This window comes from Gordonia insulae, from assembly GCF_003855095.1.
Taxonomy (GTDB): domain Bacteria; phylum Actinomycetota; class Actinomycetes; order Mycobacteriales; family Mycobacteriaceae; genus Gordonia; species Gordonia insulae.
This window is the reverse complement of the sequence record NZ_CP033972.1, coordinates 2529338-2549276: the sequence shown is the minus strand read 5'-3', so window position 1 is coordinate 2549276 and position 19939 is coordinate 2529338. Positions and strand designations below refer to the sequence as shown.

The following is a 19939-nucleotide window of genomic DNA, read 5'->3' as shown; positions in this document are numbered from 1 at the left end:
GCGTGTGGTGGCCCAGGACACGATGACGACCGACGGCGCGAGTGCGGTCGATACGAGTCGGGATTCCGGCGGAATCCAGAAGCGACTGCTGATCGGTGGAGAGCTCGTCACGGCGGCGACGACCTTCGAGACCATCAATCCGGCAACCGGGGAGGTGCTGGGTTCGGCACCCGATGCCGGGGTCGACGAGGCGAGATCCGCGATCGAGGCGGCCCGGAGCGCCTTCGAGAAGTCCGGGTGGGCGACCGACGTCGCATTGCGCGCACGCTGCCTCGACCAGTTGCACAAGGCGCTGCTCGAGCACGCCGAGGAACTGCGTGATCTGACGATCGCCGAGGTCGGTGCCACCAAGATGCTCACGAAGGGCAACCAGCTCGACGCACCGATCGAGATCGTCCGTTACTACGCCGACCTGCTCGAGAACCACTCGTTCACCGAGGATCTCGGCGAGATCGAGATCCGTGGACAGCAGCACCGTCGGTGGACCGAACGCGAACCCGCGGGCGTCGTCGCAGCCATCATCGCCTACAACTACCCGAACCAGTTGGCGCTGGCGAAGCTGGCGCCCGCACTGGCGGCGGGATGCACCGTCGTGCTCAAGGGCGCCCCGGACACCCCGCTGGTGACGCTCGCACTGGGCGAGATCATCGCTGAGCACACCGACATCCCGGCCGGCGTGGTCAACGTCATCACGTCGTCGAAGGTCGAGGTCGGCGAGACGATGGTGGCTCACCCCGATGTCGATGTGGTGACGTTCACCGGATCCACGCCGGTGGGTAAGCAGATCATGGCCGACGCCGCGGCATCGCTGAAGCGCGTCTTCCTCGAACTCGGTGGCAAGTCTGCGCTCATCGTGCTCGACGACGCGGACCTGATGAAGGCCGCACAGTTCGCGGCGTTCACGATCTGCAGCCATGCGGGCCAGGGATGTGCGTTGACCACCCGGCTGATCGTGCCGCGCGACAAGCACGATCAGCTCGCGGAGATGGTCGGCGCGATGCTCGACCATGTGACCGTCGGAGACCCGACCGACGACAAGACCTACATGGGGCCGCTGATCAGTGAGCGACAGCGCGACAAGGTCGACGGGCTGGTCCAGCGTGCGGTCGAGGCCGGTGCCCGTCTGGTACGTGGCGGAACCCGGATCGACCCCGGATTCTTCTATGCGCCGACACTTCTCGCCGGTGTCGACCCGGACAGCGAGATCGCTCAGGAAGAGGTGTTCGGCCCGGTGCTCGCGATGATCCCGCACGACGGGGACGCGCACGCGATCGAGATCGCCAACAATTCGAGGTACGGACTGTCGGGCGGTGTGCTCACCACCGATTCGGCGCGCGGGGCGGCGGTCGGGCGCGCCATCCGGACGGGGACGTTCAGCATCAACGGCGGCAACTACTTCTCCGCCGACGTCCCGTTCGGCGGCTACAAGGAATCCGGCATCGGCCGCGAGATGGGTGTCGCGGGCCTGCACGAGTTCACCGAGATCAAGTCGTTCGCCGAGGCGGTGGAATCGTGAAGCCACTCGAGGGGTTCACCGTCCTCGAGGTCGCCATGTACGGGTTCGTACCGTCGGCCGGCGCGGTGCTGCGCGAATGGGGCGCAGAGGTGATCAAGGTGGAGCACGCGGTGACCGGCGACCCGCAACGCGGCCTTCGCCAGACCGGGCAGTTCAAGATCGAGGGCGACCTCAATCCGAATGTGGAACATGCCAATCGGGGTAAGCGCAGTATCGGGCTGGACATGTCGCGGCCGGAAGGCCGCGACGTGCTCTACGAGTTGGTGCGTCGTGCCGACGTCTTCCTCACCAGCTTCCTTCCCGGCCCGCGCACGCGCTTCGGGATCGACGTCGACGACATCCGCGCGGTCAACCCGTCGATCGTCTACGCGCGCGGCAGTGCGTTGGGGCCACGGGGTGCCGAATCGGAGAAGGGTGGTTACGACATGACCGCCTTCTGGTCGCGGGGCGGGATAGCGGCGACCCTGACGCCCCCGGGCACCGAGGGCCTCATCAGCCCGCCCGGCCCGGCGTTCGGCGACACGATCTCGGGCACCAATCTGGCCGGTGGCATCGCCGCAGCACTGCTCAAACGTGAACGGACGGGCGAACCCTCGGTGGTCGACGTCTCGCTGCTGGGCAGCGGTCTGTGGTCGATGGGGCACACCGTGGCACTCTCGCTGCATCTCGACAAGCCGATGGAGGCACCGGCGCAGGGCGGACACGGTTCGCCCACCAATCCGCTCTCGGGACTGTACAAGACGTCGGACAACCGCTACATCTCGTTCGTCATGCTGCAGGCGGCGAAGTTCTGGCCCGACGTGTGCAAGCACATCGACCGCCCCGAACTCGTCGAGGATTCTCGATTCAGCAGTGCGGAGCTGTTGGCGGAGAACACATCCGACGCCGTGACCATTCTGCGCGAGGCCATTGCGGAACGGACCCTCGCCGAGTGGACCGAGCGGTTCGCCACTCTCGCCGGGCCGTGGGCGCCGGTGCAGGACTCCCGACAGGTGGGTGACGACCCGCAGATCAGGGCCAACGACTACATCGTCACCGCCGGGGAGCTCGAACTGGTCGGCAATCCCGTGCAGTTCGATGTGGCTGCGTCGACGGTCTCCGCGGCACCGGAGTTCGCCGAACACACCGACGAGATCCTGCAGGAAATCGGTCTGGACTGGGACCGCATCATCGAACTGAAGACCGCGGGCGCGGTCACCTGATCCACCGGGCTCGGGATCGGCAGCCTGACGGCGGACCCGAGGAGTGAGCTTGCGAGCGTCACGAAGGTCACCCTTCGGGACGGGCCGCCGAGAGGCGGCGAACGCTGAAGGGAAGAATTCGATGCCCAACATCGCATCAATCGGGACGTATCTCCCGTGCTGGGGCAGCGCCGACAGACGTGTCACCGGGGAGGACGAGGACGCCATCACCCTGGCGGTGGAGGCCGGCCGCGCTGCGCTGGACTCGGGCGGTACAGTCGATTCCGTCGTGCTGGTCAGCCGCGACCTCCCCCTGACGGAGAGCAGCAACGCGGCAGTTCTCCTGGCCGGATTGGACCTCGATCCGGAACTCGAGGTCACCGAACGGCTCGGCGGTGCGCCGGCCACGCTGGACGCGCTCAGCTCAGCGCGGTCCCGGACCCTGATCATCGGCGTCGATCTCGAACCCGCCGGGGCCGTGGCGGTGCTGACCGCGGATCGAGGCCTCGGCGTCCGGACCAATGCCCGGATCTCGCGGAGTCTCCCGGTCCGCACCCGCAACCTCGCGGGCGCCGTCCACGACTACGGGGACCCCCGCCTGCTGCACGAGCGAGGGCTCGTGGCGTCGCTGACCGAATCGTGGCTGGAGAAGCCGACAATGGTTGCGGGGGTGGACCGCAAGGAGGCCGGACAGCTCGCCGAGGTCGATGCGGCCCTGCCGACAACCGGCGCGAGTTCGGGACTGTTCGGGCTCGCCGCGATGGCTTCCCGAGAACTGTCCGGGAACCTCGTCGCGGTCGAACAGGGAAGCCTGTCCGGAATCGCCGTCTCGACCGGCTCCGTGACAGTGCACCGCCGGGAACCGAAACCCCGGGCGAAGTCCGAGGAGCCGGTCGCCTCCGCCGATGAACTACGCATCTCCCTGGCCGCCTACGAGCGTGCTTTCAACGCCAAGGTGCGTTGGGAGGCAGGCAGGTTCACCGGCAGCGACGAGCTCGACTTTCCGCCGCGCTACCAGGTCGACGCCGACAGCACACTGCGCACCGATTATGAACTCGTACCGCTGCCACGTGCCGGGACGGTGTACTCGGAGGCCACCGTTCATGTTCCGGTGCCCGGACTGCCGTCGCCCTACTCGCTCGTTCTCGTCGAACTCGACGGGGTGGGGGTACGAGCCCTGGTGAAGGTGGCCGGACCACATGTCGGGCTGGTGGGGATCGGTGACCGCGGGCGCCTGGTCCTGCGGCGACTGGCGTTACGGTCGGGCGTGCCCGACTACGGATATTCCTTTGAACCGGAAGGAGTCGCGGCATGAGGAAGGTGGCAGTCGTCGGAGCGGGTATGACGCCGTTCGCGGAGCATTTCGCGCTCGGTGTGCGCGATCTGGTGCCGATGGCGTTCGCCGACTGTGCGGCATCGGTGGACAAGGGATTCGACAAGGGCGACATCGAGGCCGCATGGTTCGGTGCCGTCGGTCCGACGGACGGATCGGCATCGGGTATCGTCGCGGACTCGCTCGGCCTCGACGGAATTCCGGTGACACGCGTGGAGAATTCCTGTGCCACAGGGAATGACGCCATCCGAAACGCGGTCTACGCGATCGGTTCTGGAGCGGTGGACGTGGCATTGGTCATGGGCGCCGACAAGTTGCGCGAGACCGCATCGAAGAACGTCGTGTGGGAGTGGGAGGCTGTGTCACGCGACATGACCTGGGAGTACCCGCTGGGCCTCGTGGCGCCCGCGGGTGTCGCGCTGCACGTGAACCGCTATCTCCACGAATCGCCGGCAACCCGCGAACATCTGGCGATGGTGGCCGTCAAGAACCACCGGCACGGTGCCACCAACCCGAAGGCCAGGTTGCAGTTCGAGATCACCGCAGCGCAGGCGTTGTCGGCGACGACGGTGGTCGAGCCGTTCAGCGTCTACGACTGCGCGCCACTGAGCGACGGCGCGGCCGCGATGATCCTGGTCGCGGAGGATGTCGCCGACCGCTACACCGACCAACCCGTCTGGGTGGCCGGGGTCGGCCTCGGCCTGGATGCGCTGATGCATCAGCACAAGACCGACCTGACCACATTTCCCGCGACCGTGCGGGCGGCCCATGCCGCGTTCGCGATGGCGGGTGTGTCGCCCGCGGACATCGACGTGGCGGAGGTGCACGACTTCTTCACCGGTATCGAGCTCATCAGCTACGAGGATCTGGGATTTGCGGACAGGTTCGACGGCTACAAGCTGCTCGAGGCCGGCGAGACGTCGCTGGGTGGATCGATTCCGGTCAACACCAGCGGAGGCCTCAAGTCGAAGGGGCATCCGCCGGGTGCCACCGGCGTCGGCCAGTGCGTGGAACTGTTCGAACAGTTGCGGGGCAGTGCGGTCAATCAGGTGGACGGTGCGCGGATCGGTTTGGCGCACAACGTGGGTGGCCCGACTTCGGTCTCGGCGGTCACGATTCTGAAGGCCCCGGGTGTGAGCTGATCCGACCCAGTCCGCTGGGTCGGGCGGCTGCCGAACCAGCGGTGGGGTGGGTGATCTCGATACGCCGGCTCGCTGGCGCTCGCCGGCTACTCGATCAGCGGTGGGGGGCTCGCTGGCGCTCGCCGGCTACTCGATCAGCGGGTGAGCGGTGGCCTGGGTCAGCGCAGGAGGTCTTTCATCACCTTGCCGGTGGCGTTCATCGGGAGCTGATCGAGGAACGTGATCGAGCGCGGCGCCTTGAATCCGGCCATCCGGGTGCGGCTCCACTCGAGCAGCTCATCCTCGGAGATCACCTCGCGCGCAACCACGAACGCCTTGCCGACCTGGCCGAGTCGGTCGTCGGGAACCCCCACGACGGCGACCTGGTCGACGGCCGGATGTTCCAGCAGATAGCTCTCGATCTCGGCCGGATAGGCGTTGAAGCCGCCGACGATGAACATGTCCTTCTTGCGGCCGATGATGCGCAGTCGCCGGCCGTCGACGAGTTCACCGAGATCGCCGGTGTGCAGCCAGCCGTCCGCGTCGATCGCGGCCGCGGTCGCGTCGGGCTCGTCGAGGTAGCCCTGCATGACGTTGTAGCCGCGGATGAGCACCTCGGCGTCGTGGGCGATGCTGATCTCGATTCCGTCGCACGGCTCTCCGACGGTGGTGGCGATCTGCTCGAAGGTGTCGCCGGGGCGAGACGCGGTGGCGGTCCCCGCCTCGGTGAGGCCGTAGCCGGTCATGATCGTCTGGAAGGGTAGATCACGCTTGATGCGACGGATGAGATCGACCGGGATGTCGGCGGACCCGGTGACGGCAGCCCGTAGCGACGAGAGGTCCCGCGACCCGTCATTGGCGGCGAGCAGGGACTGGTAGAGCGTGGGGGGTCCGGGCAGCATGGTGATCTTCTCTGTCTCGATCAACTCCAGGACGTGATCCATGTCGAGAACGGGCATCGGATAGATCGTCGCGCCGCGCAGGAACGAGGCGATGAGTCCAGCCTTGTAGCCGAACATGTGGAAGAACGGGTTGACGATGAGGTAGCGGTCGCCCTCGCGGAGGTCGGCCAGGTCGCACCACTCGCCGAACAGCCGCAGCACCTGCCGATGATTCATCATGACGCCCTTGGGGCGGCCGGTGGTCCCCGAGGTGTACATGATGTCGGCGATGTCGGAGCCGGACACCTCGACGTCCAACGGTGTTCCGCCGGAGAGGAAGTCGCCCGTGATGTCGATGACCCGAACGCCGGCGGGAGCCGAGAAATCGAGCCCGAGGAAGCCCGGCTGAACCAGCACGGCCTTGGCGCCGCTGCGCGTCAGGATGTCGGCGGCCTCGTCCTGCTTGTAGCGGGTGTTGATCGGGACGAGTGTGGCGCCGGCGGTCAGGAGTCCGAACACGGCGATGATCCACTGCGCGGAGTTGGGTGCCCAGATCGCGACACGGTCGCCTTTCCGGATCCCGATGCCGGCGAATGATCCGGCGGCGCAGCGAATCCGATGAACCACCTCACGAAAGGTCAAGCGCACAGAGCCGTCGACGACCGCTTCGGCATCACCGAAGCGGTCGTCGGACGACAGGACCATCTCGGGGATGGTCTGCCAGCTCATACCTTGAGCAGCCGCGCCATGTTGCCGCCCATCACGAGCTTCTGGTCCTCGAGGGGCAGATGCTCGATGTGACTGATATAGGTGGTGGGCTCGGCGAGTCCCTCGGGATGCGGGTAGTCCGACCCGAACAGCACCCGCTCGGCGCCGATCAGTGCGGTGAGCTTGCTGAAGTCCTCTTCCCAGAAGGGGCTGACGTGGATGCTCTTCTTGATGGCCGCCACCGGGTCCTGCATGCCGAAGCCCTCCGGGGCCTTCTTGTAGACGTCGGTCAGCGTCTGCAGCACGTGCGGAAGCCAGCTCGCACCGTTCTCGATGACCGCGATCCGCAGCTCGGGGAACCGGAACAGGGCACCGTGGCACACCCACGAGGCCACCGCATCCTGGATCGGCCGCCATTCGCTGACCATCCGGAATGCGTTGGTGACGAACGGCAGCATCTCGGCGCCGGTGCCGTCCCAGTCCTGGTTGTAGCGTGCGTATCCGCTGTCCGACGAGTGCTGGGTGACGAGCACGTCGAGTTCCACGACGCGCTTCCAGAACGGGTCGAACTCGGGCAGCGCGAACGACCGCGGTCCCTTGTAGCCGGGGACCGGCGCGGGCCGGACGAGGATCGCCTTGGCGCCACGTTCGACACACCACTCGAGTTCCTCGATGGCCTTGTCCACGATGGGCAGGCTGATGACGGGGACGGTGAAGATCCGGTCCTTGAAGTTGAACGACCAGTTCTCGTACAGCCACTGGTTCAGTGAGTGCACGACCGCGTGGATCAGTTCCGGATCGTTGCGCATCCGCTCCTCGACGAGGCTCGCCAGTGTGGGGAACATCAGCGTCCGGTCGATGTTCAGTTCGTCCATCAGCTCCAGGCGCGGACCCGGTTCGCGGAAGGCCGGCGGCGACTTGATCGGCTTGCCGAAGATCTCGCGCTTGCTCTTGCCCTCCGGGTTGCCGTTCTTGAAGTAGTCCTCCATGGCGCCCGGGCGCGCGACGACGTCGAAGGTGGGGTTGGGGATGTACTCGCTGATCTGCCCCTGGATGGCGATCTTGGTACGGCCGTCCACCTCGACGTACTGGATGGCCTTCTTGTACTTGTCGGGAAGGAACTGGGTGAGCGCCTCCTTGGTCTCGTACAGGTGGTTGTCCGCGTCGAACAGCGGATAGGGCAGCTGGCTCGGTGACATGTGAAACTCTCCTTTGCTACTGATGAGAATACTATTCTCTTTCCTGGCTACTGACAATGTCGGCGCGGATGCGAAACTTCTGGATCTTGCCGCTGGCGGTCCGCGGAAAGTCGTCCACCACGTGGATCTCTTCCGGCCATTTCTGCTTGGCCAACCCGACGGCGGAGAAGTGGATTCGGAGCTCGTCGAGCGTCGGAGCCGTCTCGTCGGCCTTGATGCGGACGACCGCCGCGGCGCGTTCGCCGAGCCGCTCGTCGGGTACTGCGACGACGACGGCGTCGGCGACGGTGGCCATGCCGAGCAGCACTTCCTCGACCTCGAGTGCGCTGATGTTCTCGCCGCCGCGGATGATGATGTCGGACTTGCGATCTGTGATCTTCAGATAGCCGTCGTCATCGAGGACCCCGATGTCGCCGGTGTGGTACCAACCGGACTCGTCGAACATGCGCGAGGTGAGCTCGGGATCGGTATAGCCCATACAGAGATCCGGCCCCCGACTGAGGATCTCGCCGTCCTCGGCGAGTGTGATCTCGACACCCGGTAACGGCCGGCCGTCGGTGTGCAGGCGCTTGTCCTCGGGGGCGTCATACCAGGATCCGGTGATCGACGGGTGCTCGGTGCTCCCGTACGAGCGGAAGACCGTGATGCCGAGGTCGGCGAGTCGCGTGGTCACGGCGCTGGGCACCGAGGATCCGCCGAGGCCTGCATACTTCATCGACGGGAGGTGCTCCGGCGTGAAATCGGGATGCTCGAGCAGGCTGGTCATGTAATAGGTGGCTCCGCCGCCGACGGTGAGATTCTCTGTCCGCATCAACTCGAGTGCCTGGCCCGGGTCCCAGACGTCGGTGAGGTTGATGTCGGTCCCGTCGAGGACCGGGATCAGAAAGGCGTTGATCATGCCGATGAAATGACCGACCGGAGCGGCAGTGAGTTGATGGCCGCGGTCGGGTGGGTACCAGCCCGCGAGCTGACGTGTCTCGTGAACCAGCGAATAATGGCTGTGTAGAACGCCTTTGGGATTCCTGGTGGTACCGGAGGTGAAAGCGATGAGGGCCGCCTCGGCCGGGTCGACGGGCAGTGTGCCGGTCAGCGGTTCGTCGGCGAGGAGATCGTCGAAATCGCGGTCGACGACGCCGACGATGGGAACGTCGGCGCATACCGTGAGGTCGTACTCGAGTCGTCCGAAGCGCTCGGGTGTGATGAACACCTTGGGACGCACCTCGTCGAGGATGTAGGAGACCTCTTTGCGGCCGTAGAAGTGCACGATCGGCACCACTGCCGCGCCCAGGAAGGCCGATGCCCAGAACGTCGCCGCGGCCTCCATCCAATTCGGCAGTTGGAAGGCGACCACGTCGCCCGGCCCCACCCCGCGCTCCCGGAGCCCGGCGGCCAGGCGTCGGGCGACGTCGTCGACGTCGGCGAAGGTGCCCGTCCACGGTCGCACGGAAGAATGGATGCGGAACGCGCCGTCGGGTGCGTCCTGCAGGCCGCGGGTCAGGACGTCGCCGACGGTGTCGGTGGTCCACCACCCATTGGCGATGTACTTCTCGGCCAGTTCGGCCGGCACCTGCCTGGTCATGAAGCCCCCAAGTCCGACCCGGGCGCTCCGATGCGTCACCGTCGACCCGGATGTAGTGGTGATAATGTTCTCTCTGGGCGAGAATAGCAATCTCACTAGCGGAGAGCGAGTGGTTTTCATGGTGAAGTTGGAGACGGTCGACGGGCTGGCGGTCATCACGATCGACCGCCCGGAGGCGCGCAACGCCATCGCGCAGTCGACGATGGACGAGCTGGATCACGCGATCGACGAGGCGGCCGGCGCGCGGGCGCTCGCGATCACGGGTGGGGGAGACCGAGTGTTTGTCTCCGGGGGCGATCTGAAGCAGCTGGCCGCGTTGCGCACCCTCGACGACGCCCGCGCGATGGCGTGGCGCATGCGCACCATCTGTCAGCGCCTGGTCGACTTCCCGGCGCCGGTCATCGCCGCGCTGAATGGTCACGCCCTCGGTGGTGGCGCCGAGTTCGCCACCGCCGCCGACATCCGACTTGCCGCCGACGACATCAAGATCGGCTTCAATCAGTCGACTCTGCAGATCATGCCCGCGTGGGGTGGCGCAGAGCGACTCGCGACGCTCGTGGGGCGCCCGCGCGCCTTGCTGCTGGCCGGTGGCGGGCGACTCCTGTCGGCTGAGGAGGCCCACGGATTCGGTCTGGTCGACGAGGTCTTTCCGCGCGAGACCTTTGACCACGATTGGCGTGCGGTCGCGGAATCGCTGGCGTCGGCACCTGCGGCCGCCATCAAGCGAGTTCTCAACGGTGCGACCGCCGACGATGCCGTGGAGGAGTTCGCCACACTCTGGGTGGCCGATGCGCATTGGGCCGCCGCCGATCGGGTCCTCAAGCGTTCCAGGTGATCTCGTGAATCACGACGATGCGCATCAGGCGCTCTACGACGCGGGTCTGGCAGTCCGCACCGAGGTGGTCGGTGCCGATTATGTCGCCGAGTCGCTGGCGCGCAACGCCGATTCCGACGGGGAGTCGCTGCAGCAGTTCGTCACCGAATCCGTGTGGGGGTCGGTGTGGACACGGCCGGGCCTGGATCGCCGGAATCGCAGCCTGATGACGCTCGGCATGCTGGTCGCCCTCAACCATCACACGGAACTGGCCGTGCACGTCCGAGCCGGGCTGGTCAACGGCCTGACCCGCGACGAGATCGTCGAGGCGATCATCCATGCCACCGCGTACTGCGGTGTGCCCGCGGGCATCGCGGCGATGCGGGTTGCGCAGGACGTGCTGCTGCGTGAGTTGGGACCGCGGCCGGCTCGGGCGAAAGAGAAAGGTGGGCAGGATGAGTGACCAACCGCTCCCCGGTCATCGGGTCGCGATGATCGGGCTGGGGGCGATGGGGTCGCCGATCGCCACGAACTTTGTCGGCGCCGGCCAACAACTCGTCGTCGTCGATGCCGACCCCGCGGCGACCGCACGCTTCCTGGACGCGTACCCCATGGCTGTCACCGGGGAACCGGGCGACTGTGACGTCGTCGTCCTGTCACTGCCGACCAGCGACGTGGTGGACGAGGTGGTGCTCGGTGATAAGGGTCTGCTCCGGTTTCTCGCGCCCGGCTCGATCATCGTCGACATGAGTTCCAGTGTCCCCGTACGTACTCAGGCGCTCGCGCGGCGTGCGGCGGAGGCGGGCGTGGCCGTCGTCGACGCCCCGGTCAGCGGCGGCGTGGCCCGTGCCGTCGTCGGCGATCTGGCGGTGATGGTCGGCGGCGAGACCGCGGCCATCGAGGCGGTCCGCCCGCTGCTGGCGGTCACCGCTCGCGAGATCATCCACGTCGGGCCGGCGGGCTCCGCCCATGCGGCCAAGGCGCTGAACAATCTGCTCTCCGCCGTCGGCCTCTTCGCGGGCGCCGAAGTCCTGGTCGCGGGTGCCCGGTTCGGCATCGATCCTGCAACGCTGCTGGAGGTGCTCAACGCGAGTAGTGGCCGCAATCAGGCGACCGAGACCAAATTCGGTACGTACGTCCTGAGTCGTGGCTTCGACTCGGGTTTCACCGCGGCCCTGATGAACAAGGACGTGGGCATCGCACTCGATCTGGCCCGCGACTGCGGGGTGGGCCTCGAAGTCTGCTCGGCGCTCGGCGCAGCCTGGGCCTCGGCACTCGATCAGCTCGACGCGCAGGCCGATCAAACCGAGGTGGTACGCGTCCTGGAACGCGTGGCGGGGGTGGAACTGCGCGCGAAGAACTGATCTCATGGCCAGATATACGAAGAGCTTCGACCCGATGCCCCAACGTCGAGAGGTACACACACGATGGCACGCCTGTTCACCCGCCCGTCGACCGACAACACCGCGGTGCAATTGCTCCTGCGAGCTGCCATCGGCGGGACGATGATCGCCCACGGCGTCAAGCACGGTCGCAGCCTCGACGGCACCGCGGGCTGGTTCGGTTCCATCGGCTTCAAACAACCCAAGATGCAGGCCACGGCGTCGGCGGTGGTGGAGGTGGGCGCCGGCAGCGCCATCCTGGCCGGTGCGGGCACACCGCTGGCGGCGTCGGCGGTCGTCGGCACGATGGCGGTGGCCGCGCGTTCGGTGCATCTGCCCAACGGTTTCTTCATCACCTCGGAGGGTTGGGAGTACGTGGCCAACCTGTCGGTGGCGGCCATCGCGTTGGCCGGCCTCGGACCGGGACGATTCAGTGTGGATCGCGCGCTGGGGCTCGACACCAAGCTGAGCGGGAACAAGGCAGCGGCAGTGGCCGCCGGGGTCGGACTGGCGGCCGCCGGCGCGCAACTGGCGGCGTTCCACCGTCCGCAGGGCGGCGCTGCCTGAGGTGGTCCCGCACCGCGGCGTCGACGGTCGGGCGCGGCCCGTCGCGACGGTCTTCGGCCGGCGTTGCCGGACCTCCTCGGAGGTCGGTGGGTGGCCGTCGAGGTCAGACCGGCCAGGTGTGGACGGGTTCGCCCTCGTGCATGAGGTCGACGTAGTCCCGCAGCATGCCGCGCAGCGCAGCGGCTCGATCGTCGCCTGCCGTCTCCCGTGCCAGCACGGCTCGGCGCTGCCAGGCCGAACCGGTCTGCCGGTTGATGCAGCGACCCTCGATGACCGATAGATAGCGCGCCCGTGCCTTGCCGGACACCCCGAACGACTGCAGCCCGGAGTCGGCGAGGGGGAGGAGGCGTCGGAGGGTCAGCTCGTCGGGTCGCACCCAGCCGACATTCGGCCAATAGATCTGCGCCTCGAAGCCGGCCCGCGCGCCGGACTGCAGATTCTCCGCGGCGGCGTTGAACGACATCTGCGACCACAAGGGGCGGTCGAGTTCGACGAGTCCGCGTACGACCCCGTAGTAGAACGCGGCATTGGCCATGGTGTCGACGACCGTGGGACCGGCCGGCAGTACCCGGTTCTCCACGCGCAGGTGGGCATGACCATCGACGACGTCGTAGACCGGGCGGTTCCAGCGGTAGACCGTGCCGTTGTGCAGGCGCAGCTCGTCGAGCGCGGGGATGCGACCGGCATCGATCTCGTCCATCGGGTCGATGTCGGTGGACACCGGGAGCAGCGCGGGGAAGTAGCGGGTGTTCTCCTCGAAGAGATCGAAGATGGTGTTGATCCATCGTTCCCCGAACCAGACCCGCGGTCGGACACCCTGGTTCTTCAGTTCCAGGGGACGGGTGTCGGTGGCCTGCTCGAACACCGGGATCCGGCTCTCGTGCCACAGCGCGGTACCGGCCAGGAACGGGGAGTTCCCCGCGAGCGCCACCTGGATCCCCGCGATGCTCTGCGCCGCATTCCAGTGTGCGGCAAAGTCTTCGGGCGCCACACGGAGGTGAAGTTGCAAGGATGTGCAGGCGGCCTCGGGCAGGATCGAGTCGGTTGAGGTGTGCAGCCGCTCGGTGCTGTGCGACTCGCCGAGCGGGATTCCGCTGATGTCGATCTCGAGATCCTCGCCGCGCGCGTTGAAGATCTGCTCATTCAGCAGGTCATAGCGAGGGTTTGCCGAGATCCACTGGTGGGCAAAGTGTTCCGCGCCCAAAGTGGGGAGCATGCCGATCATGACCAGATGATTCGACGTCTGCGCGGCCCGTTTCTCCGCGCGGTTCAACGAGGTCCGCAGGGCCTGCTCCAACGAGATGGTGTCGTCGGTGGTGAACGGCCGCGGTGACACATTGATCTCGATGTTGAACTGGCCGAGCTCGGTCTGGTAGTCGGGATCGGCGATGGCATCGAGAACCGTCGCGTTCGCCATCGCCGGATTCATGTCGTCGTCGACGAGATTGAGCTCGACCTCCATGCCCAGCAACGGTTCCGGTGGCCGGCCGTGGTCGGTGAACAGACCGTCGGCGAGCATGCGGGCGATCGCCTCGGTGCCGCGGCTCACCTGCCTGCGGAACCGCACGCGGTCCTCGCCGGTGAACTCTCGTTTCGAGACGTCGGTGCCCATGGCTCAATGGTGCATGATGGTCGGCGTGGCAGCGCGTAAACCGATCGATCCGTCGGAGGTCCGTGCGGTACTGATTTCGGTCGCGCCGTGGCTGCGGGACCAGAACGAACGCGAGCCGACCCGGACCGATCTGGCGGCCGCCGTCCGGCAGACCGCGCGGACGCTCGCCCAGGTCGCACCGGGGAACTCCGTCGAGGTGAGGGTGCCGCCGTTCGTGGCGGTGCAGTGCATCGAGGGTCCCCGGCACACTCGTGGCACCCCACCCAACGTCGTGGAGACCGATGCCCGGACATGGCTGCGTCTGGTGGTGGGCTTCGACGACATGGCCGATCAGATCGAGGCCGGGGCGATCACCGCGTCGGGTTCCCGGGCGACCGAGGTCGCGCGCTGGTTGCCGTTGTTCCCGATCTGAGGGGCACGCGTCCGCTCGGGACGGGTGCGCGGTGACGACATCGCGATGGGAGGGGTCGGTGTGCGGGGTCACACTCGATCCGCATCTCGGAATGCTCGAGTCCGCCGCACCGTTGCAAGGATTCGCCATGTGGTGGCAGGGACCCGTAAACTCGGGGGCGTCTCCCCAGCCCGTCACCGTGTTCGCCCGCCAGCCCCCAGGGAGCTCGTCTCGATGACCGACTTGTCGCTCGACAGCAAGAACCTGCTCGCTCCCACAGGCGCATGTGGCGCCGGACGGGACCTGGACGAGCCCGAGAACGAACCCCGCGAGGAGTGCGGTGTGTTCGGTGTGTGGGCGCCCGGCGAAGACGTCGCCAAGCTCTCGTACTACGGCCTCTACGCACTGCAGCACCGTGGGCAGGAAGCGGCCGGCATCGCCGTCGGCGACGGCTCGCAGGTTCTGGTGTTCAAGGATCTCGGCCTGGTCAGCCAGGTGTTCGACGAACAGACTCTCGGCGCGATGGTCGGCCACGTGGCGATCGGCCACTGCCGCTACTCCACGACCGGCTCCACCACCTGGGAGAACTCCCAGCCGATCTTCCGCACCACCACCGCGGGCACGGGCGTGGCACTGGGGCACAACGGAAACCTGGTCAACACGGCCGACCTGGCCAGCCGCGCACGCTCACTCGGCGTGATGAGCTCGGCCGCCACGTCGGACTCCGACCTGGTGGGCGCGTTGCTGGCGCACGGCGCCGCGGACAGCAGTCTGGAGCAGGCGGCGCTGGAACTTCTGCCGACCCTGCGCGGCGCCTTCTGCCTGACGTTCATGGACGAGCACACGCTCTACGCCGCGCGGGACCCGCACGGAGTGCGTCCGTTGTCGCTGGGTCGCCTCGACCGCGGCTGGGTGGTCGCGTCCGAGACCGCGGCGCTCGACATCGTCGGCGCGTCCTTCGTGCGGGACATCGAGCCCGGTGAACTCCTGGCCATCGACGCGGACGGGGTCCGCAGCTCGCGATTCGCCGAACCGACGCCCAAGGGCTGTGTCTTCGAGTACGTCTATCTGGCGCGACCGGACAGCGTCATCCACGGACGGTCGGTGCACTCGACCCGCGTCGAGATCGGTCGTCGCCTGGCCCGCGAGTATCCGGCCGAGGGTGACCTGGTGATCCCGGTGCCGGAATCCGGCACGCCGGCCGCGGTCGGTTTCGCCCAGGAGTCGGGCATCCCGTACGGCCAGGGTCTGATGAAGAACGCCTACGTCGGCCGCACCTTCATCCAGCCCTCTCAGACCATCCGGCAGCTCGGCATCCGCCTCAAGCTCAACCCGCTCAAAGAGGTCATTCGCGGGAAACGGCTTGTCGTGGTGGATGATTCGATTGTTCGCGGCAACACCCAGCGCGCCCTGATCCGGATGCTCCGCGAGGCGGGTGCCGCCGAGATCCACGTGCGTATCGCGTCGAGTCCGGTCCGCTGGCCGTGCTTCTACGGCATCGACTTCGCGTCGCCGGCCGAACTGATCGCCAACGGCATGGAATCCGAGGCCGGCATGGTCGAGGGTGTCCGTCAGGCCATCGGCGCGGATTCGCTCGGCTACATCAGCATCGAGGAGATGATCGCCGCCACCGATCAGCCGGCGGAGAACCTCTGCGCCGCGTGCTTCGACGGTCAGTACCCGATCGAACTGCCCAAGGAGACGTCGATGGGCAAGGCGGTCCTCGAACAGATGCTCGCCAATGCGGCGGGCGACGGCCGCGGCGACCCGCTCACCGCCGCCAACGACAACGTCAGCGCGGTGATGCGGCCCTGAGGGCTGCGGCCGATCGAGCCACACCGACCGGTGTCGCCGAGGCGCGGTCGGGTAGCGTATTCGCCGTCGGACCCGTGCGTGACGCAGTGACGCGGACGCGCGCGAGGGTACGCGACGACGGAGGCTCCGACCACCCGGAGATCCGACCATCTGGATTTCGACAAGGGGTGTTCAGCTAGATGACCGATCGGGATTCGGCTGCCGACAGTCCGGCCAACAACCCAGCCGCCGCGGACGTCTCGGCATCCTATGCGGCCGCGGGTGTCGACATCGACGCAGGTGAACGCGCCGTCGAACTCTTTGCGCCGCACGCCAAGCGGGCATCCCGGCCCGAGGTCATGGGCGGTCTGGGCGGTTTCTCCGGTCTGTTCGCGCTGAAGGGGAACTACCGGGAGCCGGTCCTCGCGGCGGCCAGCGACGGTGTCGGCACCAAGCTGGCGATCGCGCAGGCGATGAACAAGCACGACACGGTGGGTCGCGATCTGGTGGCCATGTGTGTCGACGATCTCGTCGTCTGCGGTGCCGAGCCGCTGTTCCTGCAGGACTACATCGCCGTCGGCAAGGTGGTCCCGGAGACCGTCGCGCAGATCGTCGCGGGTATCGCGGACGGCTGCGTGGACGCCGGCTGTGCACTGCTCGGTGGCGAGACGGCCGAGCACCCGGGCCTGATGGACGAGGACCACTACGACCTGTCCGCCACCGCCGTCGGCGTTGTCGAGGCCGACCAGCTGCTCTCACCCGAACGGGTTCGGCCGGGCGACGTGGTGATCGCCATGGGTGCGTCGGGACTGCACTCCAACGGCTATTCACTGGCCCGCAAGGTGCTGCTGGAGTGGGGTCACATGGACCTCGAAGGGCATGTCGAGGAGTTCGGCCGATCCCTCGGCGAGGAACTGCTCGAACCGACCCGGATCTACGCCCGCGACTGCCTCGCACTGGCTGCCGAGACCGACGTGCGCACCTTCGCGCACGTCACCGGTGGGGGATTGGCCGAGAACCTGGCCCGGGTCATCCCGGCCGGCCTCGTCGCCGAGCTCGAACGCGGGACCTGGACCCCGGCACCGGTGTTCGCGATCATCGCCCAGCGCGGTCGGGTACCGCGCGAGGAGATGGAGCGCACCTTCAACATGGGCGTCGGCATGGTGGCCGTGGTGGCCCCGGAGGACACCGAGCGCGCGCAGGCGGTGCTGACCGCACGGCACGTCGACAACTGGGTCCTCGGATCGGTCAAGCGTTCCGCCGAGCCGAAGAACACCGATCTGCCCCGAGTCCACCTGGCCGGGGAGCATCCCCGCTTCTGATACATCGGTGCATCACCGGCGTCGCAAGGCGTCGGCTCCCCGGCGTTCTCCAGTCGGAGTCCTCTGATCGGGAGCGCGCGATCGCACCATGAGTGCGCGCGTCGATCGAGCGTGCGCACGCGCGCTCGTCCTGCGTGAGGCCGTGTCCGTTCGCCGAGCCGACCGACTCGGGTATCACGAAAACCACACCCGAGCACCGCACGTGGGGGACAGTGCCCACGAGCAACTGCTCAGGTGTGGTTTTCGTTGATGCGCACCGAGATCGGTGCGGAGAGTTGAGGGTGACGCCGACGTCGTGCGACCGTCAGGCTCGACGCCACTCGTCCTCTTCGGCCCACTCGTCCACCGGGTCTCGGCGTTCAACCGCCGATTCCTCCGACCCGGACAGCTCGCGCTGCAAGCTGTCGAAGTCGGTATGGGGAGTGGAGTACTTCAGCTGACGAGCTACCTTCGTCTGCTTTGCTTTCGCCCGGCCGCGGCCCATATGGGACCCCCTCGCACAATGACGGGGCGGCCAAACACTTGGCGGCCCCGTTCTCTAGGTAATGAATCTGTCGTGGGACCCAGTTTAGCGCGCTCCTCCCGATAATGCGGATCGCCCTGCCGACCGCGCCGTAACGGGTCGGGAACAGCGCGATCTCGGCCGGTCGGAGTCAGACGCGGCTCAGTTTGCGGGAGGCCTCGCGTCGGACTTTCGGGGCGAGGTCGTCGACGGACAGCAGGCGCTCGAGTGCATCCCGGTCGGCGTCGGTGCCGGGGACGAGATCCCGGATGCGGACGCCGTGCGACGGGCGGTGCACCACATGGACCACGTCGGAGACGCCCACCGTGCCCGGTGACACAACCCGCAGGTAGGAGCCGGTGTCGGACCGCTGGAAGAATCGCTTGACCCACTGATCCTCGTCCGCCCACACCGCGAACGTGCGGCACGGCGTCCTCGGGATCGTCGTCTCCAGGATCAGCCCGTCGTCGCCGATCGCCCATCGCTCGCCCACCAGGGCGTCGGTGACCGGGAGCCCGTCGATCCGGAGGTTCTCGCCGAACCAGCCGAAGGGCAGATCCCGGTCCAACTCGTCGGCCCAGTTCAGCGCTTCCCGTTCGCTGTAGGCGTAGACGGCCTGGTCGATGCCGCCGTGGTGCTTGGTGTCGACGACGTGATCGGGGCCGAGTCCGAGCTCGCCCACCGCGACGCGGCCGGTCAGCGGCCGTTTGTCGATGCCGCTGGCGCCGATCTTGTCGAGGATCACATCGTCGGTCGCCGCACACACCGCCAGCACCACGCCGGTGCTCGGGTGGTCAGCCGTCACGATCGGTCCGTCCCACCGCGGCGCAGTCGGTCGATGGCGGCACGGCCGGCCTGCTCGTGGGCGTCGTCGTGCAGCGAATCCGGGTCGATGCGGGCGCTCACCGGGTGTTCGCCGTCGACGAGCAGATCGACGTCGGCCCCGACGGTCCGCTTGACCAGCGCCAACGCGATGAGCCCCAGCTCGTGATGGTCGATGACCGTACCCAGTCGGCCGACCGTGCGGCCGCCCGCCGTGACGGGGTCGCCCGTCACGGGCCGCTCGTCGGCGCTGCCGTCGAGGTGCAGCAACACCAGTCGGCGGGGCGATTTGCCCAGGTTGTGCACGCGTGCGACGGTCTCCTGACCCCGGTAGCACCCCTTGTCCAGATGGACGGCGCCCTGCTGGTCGGGACCGCCGATCCAGTTCACCTCGTGCGGGATGGTGCGGTCGTCGGTGTCGACGCCGTGGCGGGGTCGCAACGCCGCGACGCGCAGTGCGTCGTAGGCCCAGGAACCCGCCATCCGGGCACCCGCGTCGGTGAGCTGGGTCCACCAGGACTCGACGGCCGATTCGGGGATCACGAGGTCCACCACGGGTACGCCCGCACCCTCGCCGAAGGACGGCATCACTCGCCAGAAACCCAGCGGCTCCTCCTCGTGATGCAGTTCGGGCAGGTCGCCTGCCGCATACACCGGGGCGTCCGGGGTGAGTTCCAGCAACTCGGCGATCCGACCGCGGGTGACATCGGGGCCGATGAGGGTGATGACCGTCATGTCCGGGCGTGCGCCGGGCTCGACCTTGGCCCAGAAGACCATCTTGGTGAGGAAGTCGAGCAGCGCCGGGCCGCGGTCACCTTCGCAGTCGATCCAGGTCACACCGTCCATGTCGGTCAACACGAAGTGTTCCTCGATGCGACCGTTCGCGTCGAGTGAGAGGTTCTCGGCGCTGGTCCGGTCTGCCAGATTCGCCACGTGCTGACTGGAGATGGTGTGCAGCCAGGTCAGTCGTTCGGGACCGGGGAGCTCGATGACGGCCCGGTCCGAACGGTCGACGATCACCGCCCCGCGTTCGGCCGTGCGTTGCTCGCCGAGCGGATCGCCGTAATGCCAGGCCACCTCGACCGGTTCGCCGCCGTCGGCGGATGTCGGCCCAGGGACGGCGCCCTGGGTGGAATACCTGGTCAGAAGCGGCGACGCGGTCACACGTCGATTCTACGGGTCGGCGGTGCCGAAGGGATGCGCGTGGATGGCCGC

The 19939-nt window shown here is 67.4% G+C and carries 18 protein-coding genes; 11 read left to right on the top strand and 7 right to left on the bottom strand.

Annotated features, from left to right (window positions below; translation table 11 throughout):
* Positions 1-22 precede the first annotated feature (22 nt).
* From D7316_RS11545 to D7316_RS11530, 4 genes are all read left to right on the top strand, one after another.
* Positions 23-1516: an aldehyde dehydrogenase family protein gene (locus tag D7316_RS11545; protein WP_124708369.1), complete on the top strand. Its 1494-nt coding sequence runs from the start codon at positions 23-25 to the stop codon at positions 1514-1516.
* Positions 1513-2718, top strand: a complete 1206-nt coding sequence (locus tag D7316_RS11540; RefSeq protein WP_124708368.1) for a CaiB/BaiF CoA transferase family protein — start codon at positions 1513-1515, stop codon at positions 2716-2718. Before D7316_RS11545 ends, D7316_RS11540 begins: the two co-directional genes overlap by 4 nt.
* Positions 2719-2839: 121 nt before the next feature.
* Positions 2840-4012, top strand: coding sequence for an OB-fold domain-containing protein (locus tag D7316_RS11535; RefSeq protein WP_124708367.1), 1173 nt, complete (start codon positions 2840-2842; stop codon positions 4010-4012).
* On the top strand, positions 4009-5172 hold the full coding sequence (locus D7316_RS11530) for a thiolase C-terminal domain-containing protein (protein WP_124708366.1): 1164 nt from the start codon (positions 4009-4011) through the stop codon (positions 5170-5172). Before D7316_RS11535 ends, D7316_RS11530 begins: the two co-directional genes overlap by 4 nt.
* 158 nt (positions 5173-5330) lie before the next feature.
* Here the strand turns inward: D7316_RS11530 and D7316_RS11525 are convergent, their stop codons facing one another.
* From D7316_RS11525 to D7316_RS11515, 3 genes are read right to left on the bottom strand one after another with little or no spacing between them, the layout of a single operon-like run.
* Entirely contained in the window at positions 5331-6761 is a 1431-nt protein-coding gene (locus D7316_RS11525) for a FadD3 family acyl-CoA ligase (protein ID WP_124708365.1), read from the bottom strand.
* Complete coding sequence (locus tag D7316_RS11520) at positions 6758-7939, bottom strand: amidohydrolase family protein (RefSeq protein WP_124708364.1); 1182 nt, start codon at positions 7937-7939, stop codon at positions 6758-6760. Before D7316_RS11520 ends, D7316_RS11525 begins: the two co-directional genes overlap by 4 nt.
* A 31-nt stretch (positions 7940-7970) precedes the next feature.
* The gene (locus D7316_RS11515) at positions 7971-9518 is read right to left on the bottom strand and encodes an AMP-binding protein (protein WP_124708363.1); all 1548 of its coding nucleotides are present in this window, start codon (positions 9516-9518) and stop codon (positions 7971-7973) included.
* Between the two features lie 118 nt (positions 9519-9636).
* On the opposite strand from D7316_RS11515, the gene D7316_RS11510 reads away from it, so the two are divergent.
* The 4 genes from D7316_RS11510 (at position 9637) to D7316_RS11495 (ending at position 12281) form a co-directional block, all read left to right on the top strand.
* A complete protein-coding gene (locus D7316_RS11510) occupies positions 9637-10353 on the top strand; it encodes an enoyl-CoA hydratase/isomerase family protein (protein ID WP_124708362.1) in 717 nt (238 codons plus the stop codon).
* Between the two features lie 4 nt (positions 10354-10357).
* Positions 10358-10795: a carboxymuconolactone decarboxylase family protein gene (locus D7316_RS11505; protein WP_232016875.1), complete on the top strand. Its 438-nt coding sequence runs from the start codon at positions 10358-10360 to the stop codon at positions 10793-10795.
* Complete coding sequence (locus D7316_RS11500) at positions 10788-11696, top strand: NAD(P)-dependent oxidoreductase (protein ID WP_164473775.1); 909 nt, start codon at positions 10788-10790, stop codon at positions 11694-11696. The genes D7316_RS11505 and D7316_RS11500 overlap by 8 nt, the downstream gene beginning before the upstream one ends.
* A gap of 63 nt (positions 11697-11759) precedes the next feature.
* Positions 11760-12281: a DoxX family protein gene (locus tag D7316_RS11495; RefSeq protein WP_124708359.1), complete on the top strand. Its 522-nt coding sequence runs from the start codon at positions 11760-11762 to the stop codon at positions 12279-12281.
* A 103-nt stretch (positions 12282-12384) separates the two neighbouring features.
* Here D7316_RS11495 and D7316_RS11490 read toward each other — a convergent pair whose 3' ends face one another.
* On the bottom strand, positions 12385-13893 hold the full coding sequence (locus D7316_RS11490; protein ID WP_124708358.1) for a glutamate--cysteine ligase: 1509 nt from the start codon (positions 13891-13893) through the stop codon (positions 12385-12387).
* Positions 13894-13918: 25 nt separating this feature from the next.
* On the opposite strand from D7316_RS11490, the gene D7316_RS11485 reads away from it, so the two are divergent.
* The 3 genes from D7316_RS11485 to purM all read left to right on the top strand — a co-directional run bounded on the left by D7316_RS11485 (position 13919) and on the right by purM (position 17400).
* The gene (locus D7316_RS11485; protein WP_197718220.1) at positions 13919-14305 is read left to right on the top strand and encodes a sterol carrier family protein; all 387 of its coding nucleotides are present in this window, start codon (positions 13919-13921) and stop codon (positions 14303-14305) included.
* Positions 14306-14518: 213 nt separating this feature from the next.
* Positions 14519-16099: an amidophosphoribosyltransferase gene (gene purF / locus D7316_RS11480; RefSeq protein WP_124708357.1), complete on the top strand. Its 1581-nt coding sequence runs from the start codon at positions 14519-14521 to the stop codon at positions 16097-16099.
* Positions 16100-16278: 179 nt separating this feature from the next.
* On the top strand, positions 16279-17400 hold the full coding sequence (gene purM / locus D7316_RS11475; protein ID WP_124708356.1) for a phosphoribosylformylglycinamidine cyclo-ligase: 1122 nt from the start codon (positions 16279-16281) through the stop codon (positions 17398-17400).
* A gap of 304 nt (positions 17401-17704) precedes the next feature.
* On the opposite strand, the gene D7316_RS11470 is transcribed toward purM, so the two are convergent.
* The 3 genes from D7316_RS11470 to ygfZ all read right to left on the bottom strand — a co-directional run bounded on the left by D7316_RS11470 (position 17705) and on the right by ygfZ (position 19888).
* Entirely contained in the window at positions 17705-17884 is a 180-nt protein-coding gene (locus D7316_RS11470) for a DUF3073 domain-containing protein (protein WP_124708355.1), read from the bottom strand.
* Between the two features lie 169 nt (positions 17885-18053).
* Positions 18054-18707, bottom strand: coding sequence for an MOSC domain-containing protein (locus tag D7316_RS11465; RefSeq protein WP_124708354.1), 654 nt, complete (start codon positions 18705-18707; stop codon positions 18054-18056).
* Positions 18704-19888 carry a CAF17-like 4Fe-4S cluster assembly/insertion protein YgfZ gene (gene ygfZ, locus D7316_RS11460; protein ID WP_124708353.1) on the bottom strand — a complete coding sequence of 395 codons (1185 nt, stop codon included), beginning with the start codon at positions 19886-19888 and terminating at the stop codon, positions 18704-18706. Before ygfZ ends, D7316_RS11465 begins: the two co-directional genes overlap by 4 nt.
* Positions 19889-19939 lie beyond the last annotated feature (51 nt).

Excerpts from the sequence above, each read along its gene's own strand:
- D7316_RS11495 (WP_124708359.1), top strand. The coding sequence starts at position 11,760 with ATGGCACGCCTGTTCACCCGCCCGTCGACCGACAACACCGCGGTGCAA.
- D7316_RS11500 (WP_164473775.1), top strand. The coding sequence starts at position 10,788 with ATGAGTGACCAACCGCTCCCCGGTCATCGGGTCGCGATGATCGGGCTG.
- purF (WP_124708357.1), top strand. The coding sequence starts at position 14,519 with ATGACCGACTTGTCGCTCGACAGCAAGAACCTGCTCGCTCCCACAGGC.
- D7316_RS11525 (WP_124708365.1), bottom strand. The coding sequence starts at position 6,761 with ATGAGCTGGCAGACCATCCCCGAGATGGTCCTGTCGTCCGACGACCGC.
- D7316_RS11490 (WP_124708358.1), bottom strand. The coding sequence starts at position 13,893 with ATGGGCACCGACGTCTCGAAACGAGAGTTCACCGGCGAGGACCGCGTG.
- D7316_RS11520 (WP_124708364.1), bottom strand. The coding sequence starts at position 7,939 with ATGTCACCGAGCCAGCTGCCCTATCCGCTGTTCGACGCGGACAACCAC.
- D7316_RS11470 (WP_124708355.1), bottom strand. The coding sequence starts at position 17,884 with ATGGGCCGCGGCCGGGCGAAAGCAAAGCAGACGAAGGTAGCTCGTCAG.
- D7316_RS11545 (WP_124708369.1), top strand. The coding sequence starts at position 23 with ATGACGACCGACGGCGCGAGTGCGGTCGATACGAGTCGGGATTCCGGC.
- D7316_RS11510 (WP_124708362.1), top strand. The coding sequence starts at position 9,637 with ATGGTGAAGTTGGAGACGGTCGACGGGCTGGCGGTCATCACGATCGAC.
- D7316_RS11535 (WP_124708367.1), top strand. The coding sequence starts at position 2,840 with ATGCCCAACATCGCATCAATCGGGACGTATCTCCCGTGCTGGGGCAGC.
- D7316_RS11515 (WP_124708363.1), bottom strand. The coding sequence starts at position 9,518 with ATGACCAGGCAGGTGCCGGCCGAACTGGCCGAGAAGTACATCGCCAAT.
- D7316_RS11530 (WP_124708366.1), top strand. The coding sequence starts at position 4,009 with ATGAGGAAGGTGGCAGTCGTCGGAGCGGGTATGACGCCGTTCGCGGAG.
- purM (WP_124708356.1), top strand. The coding sequence starts at position 16,279 with ATGACCGATCGGGATTCGGCTGCCGACAGTCCGGCCAACAACCCAGCC.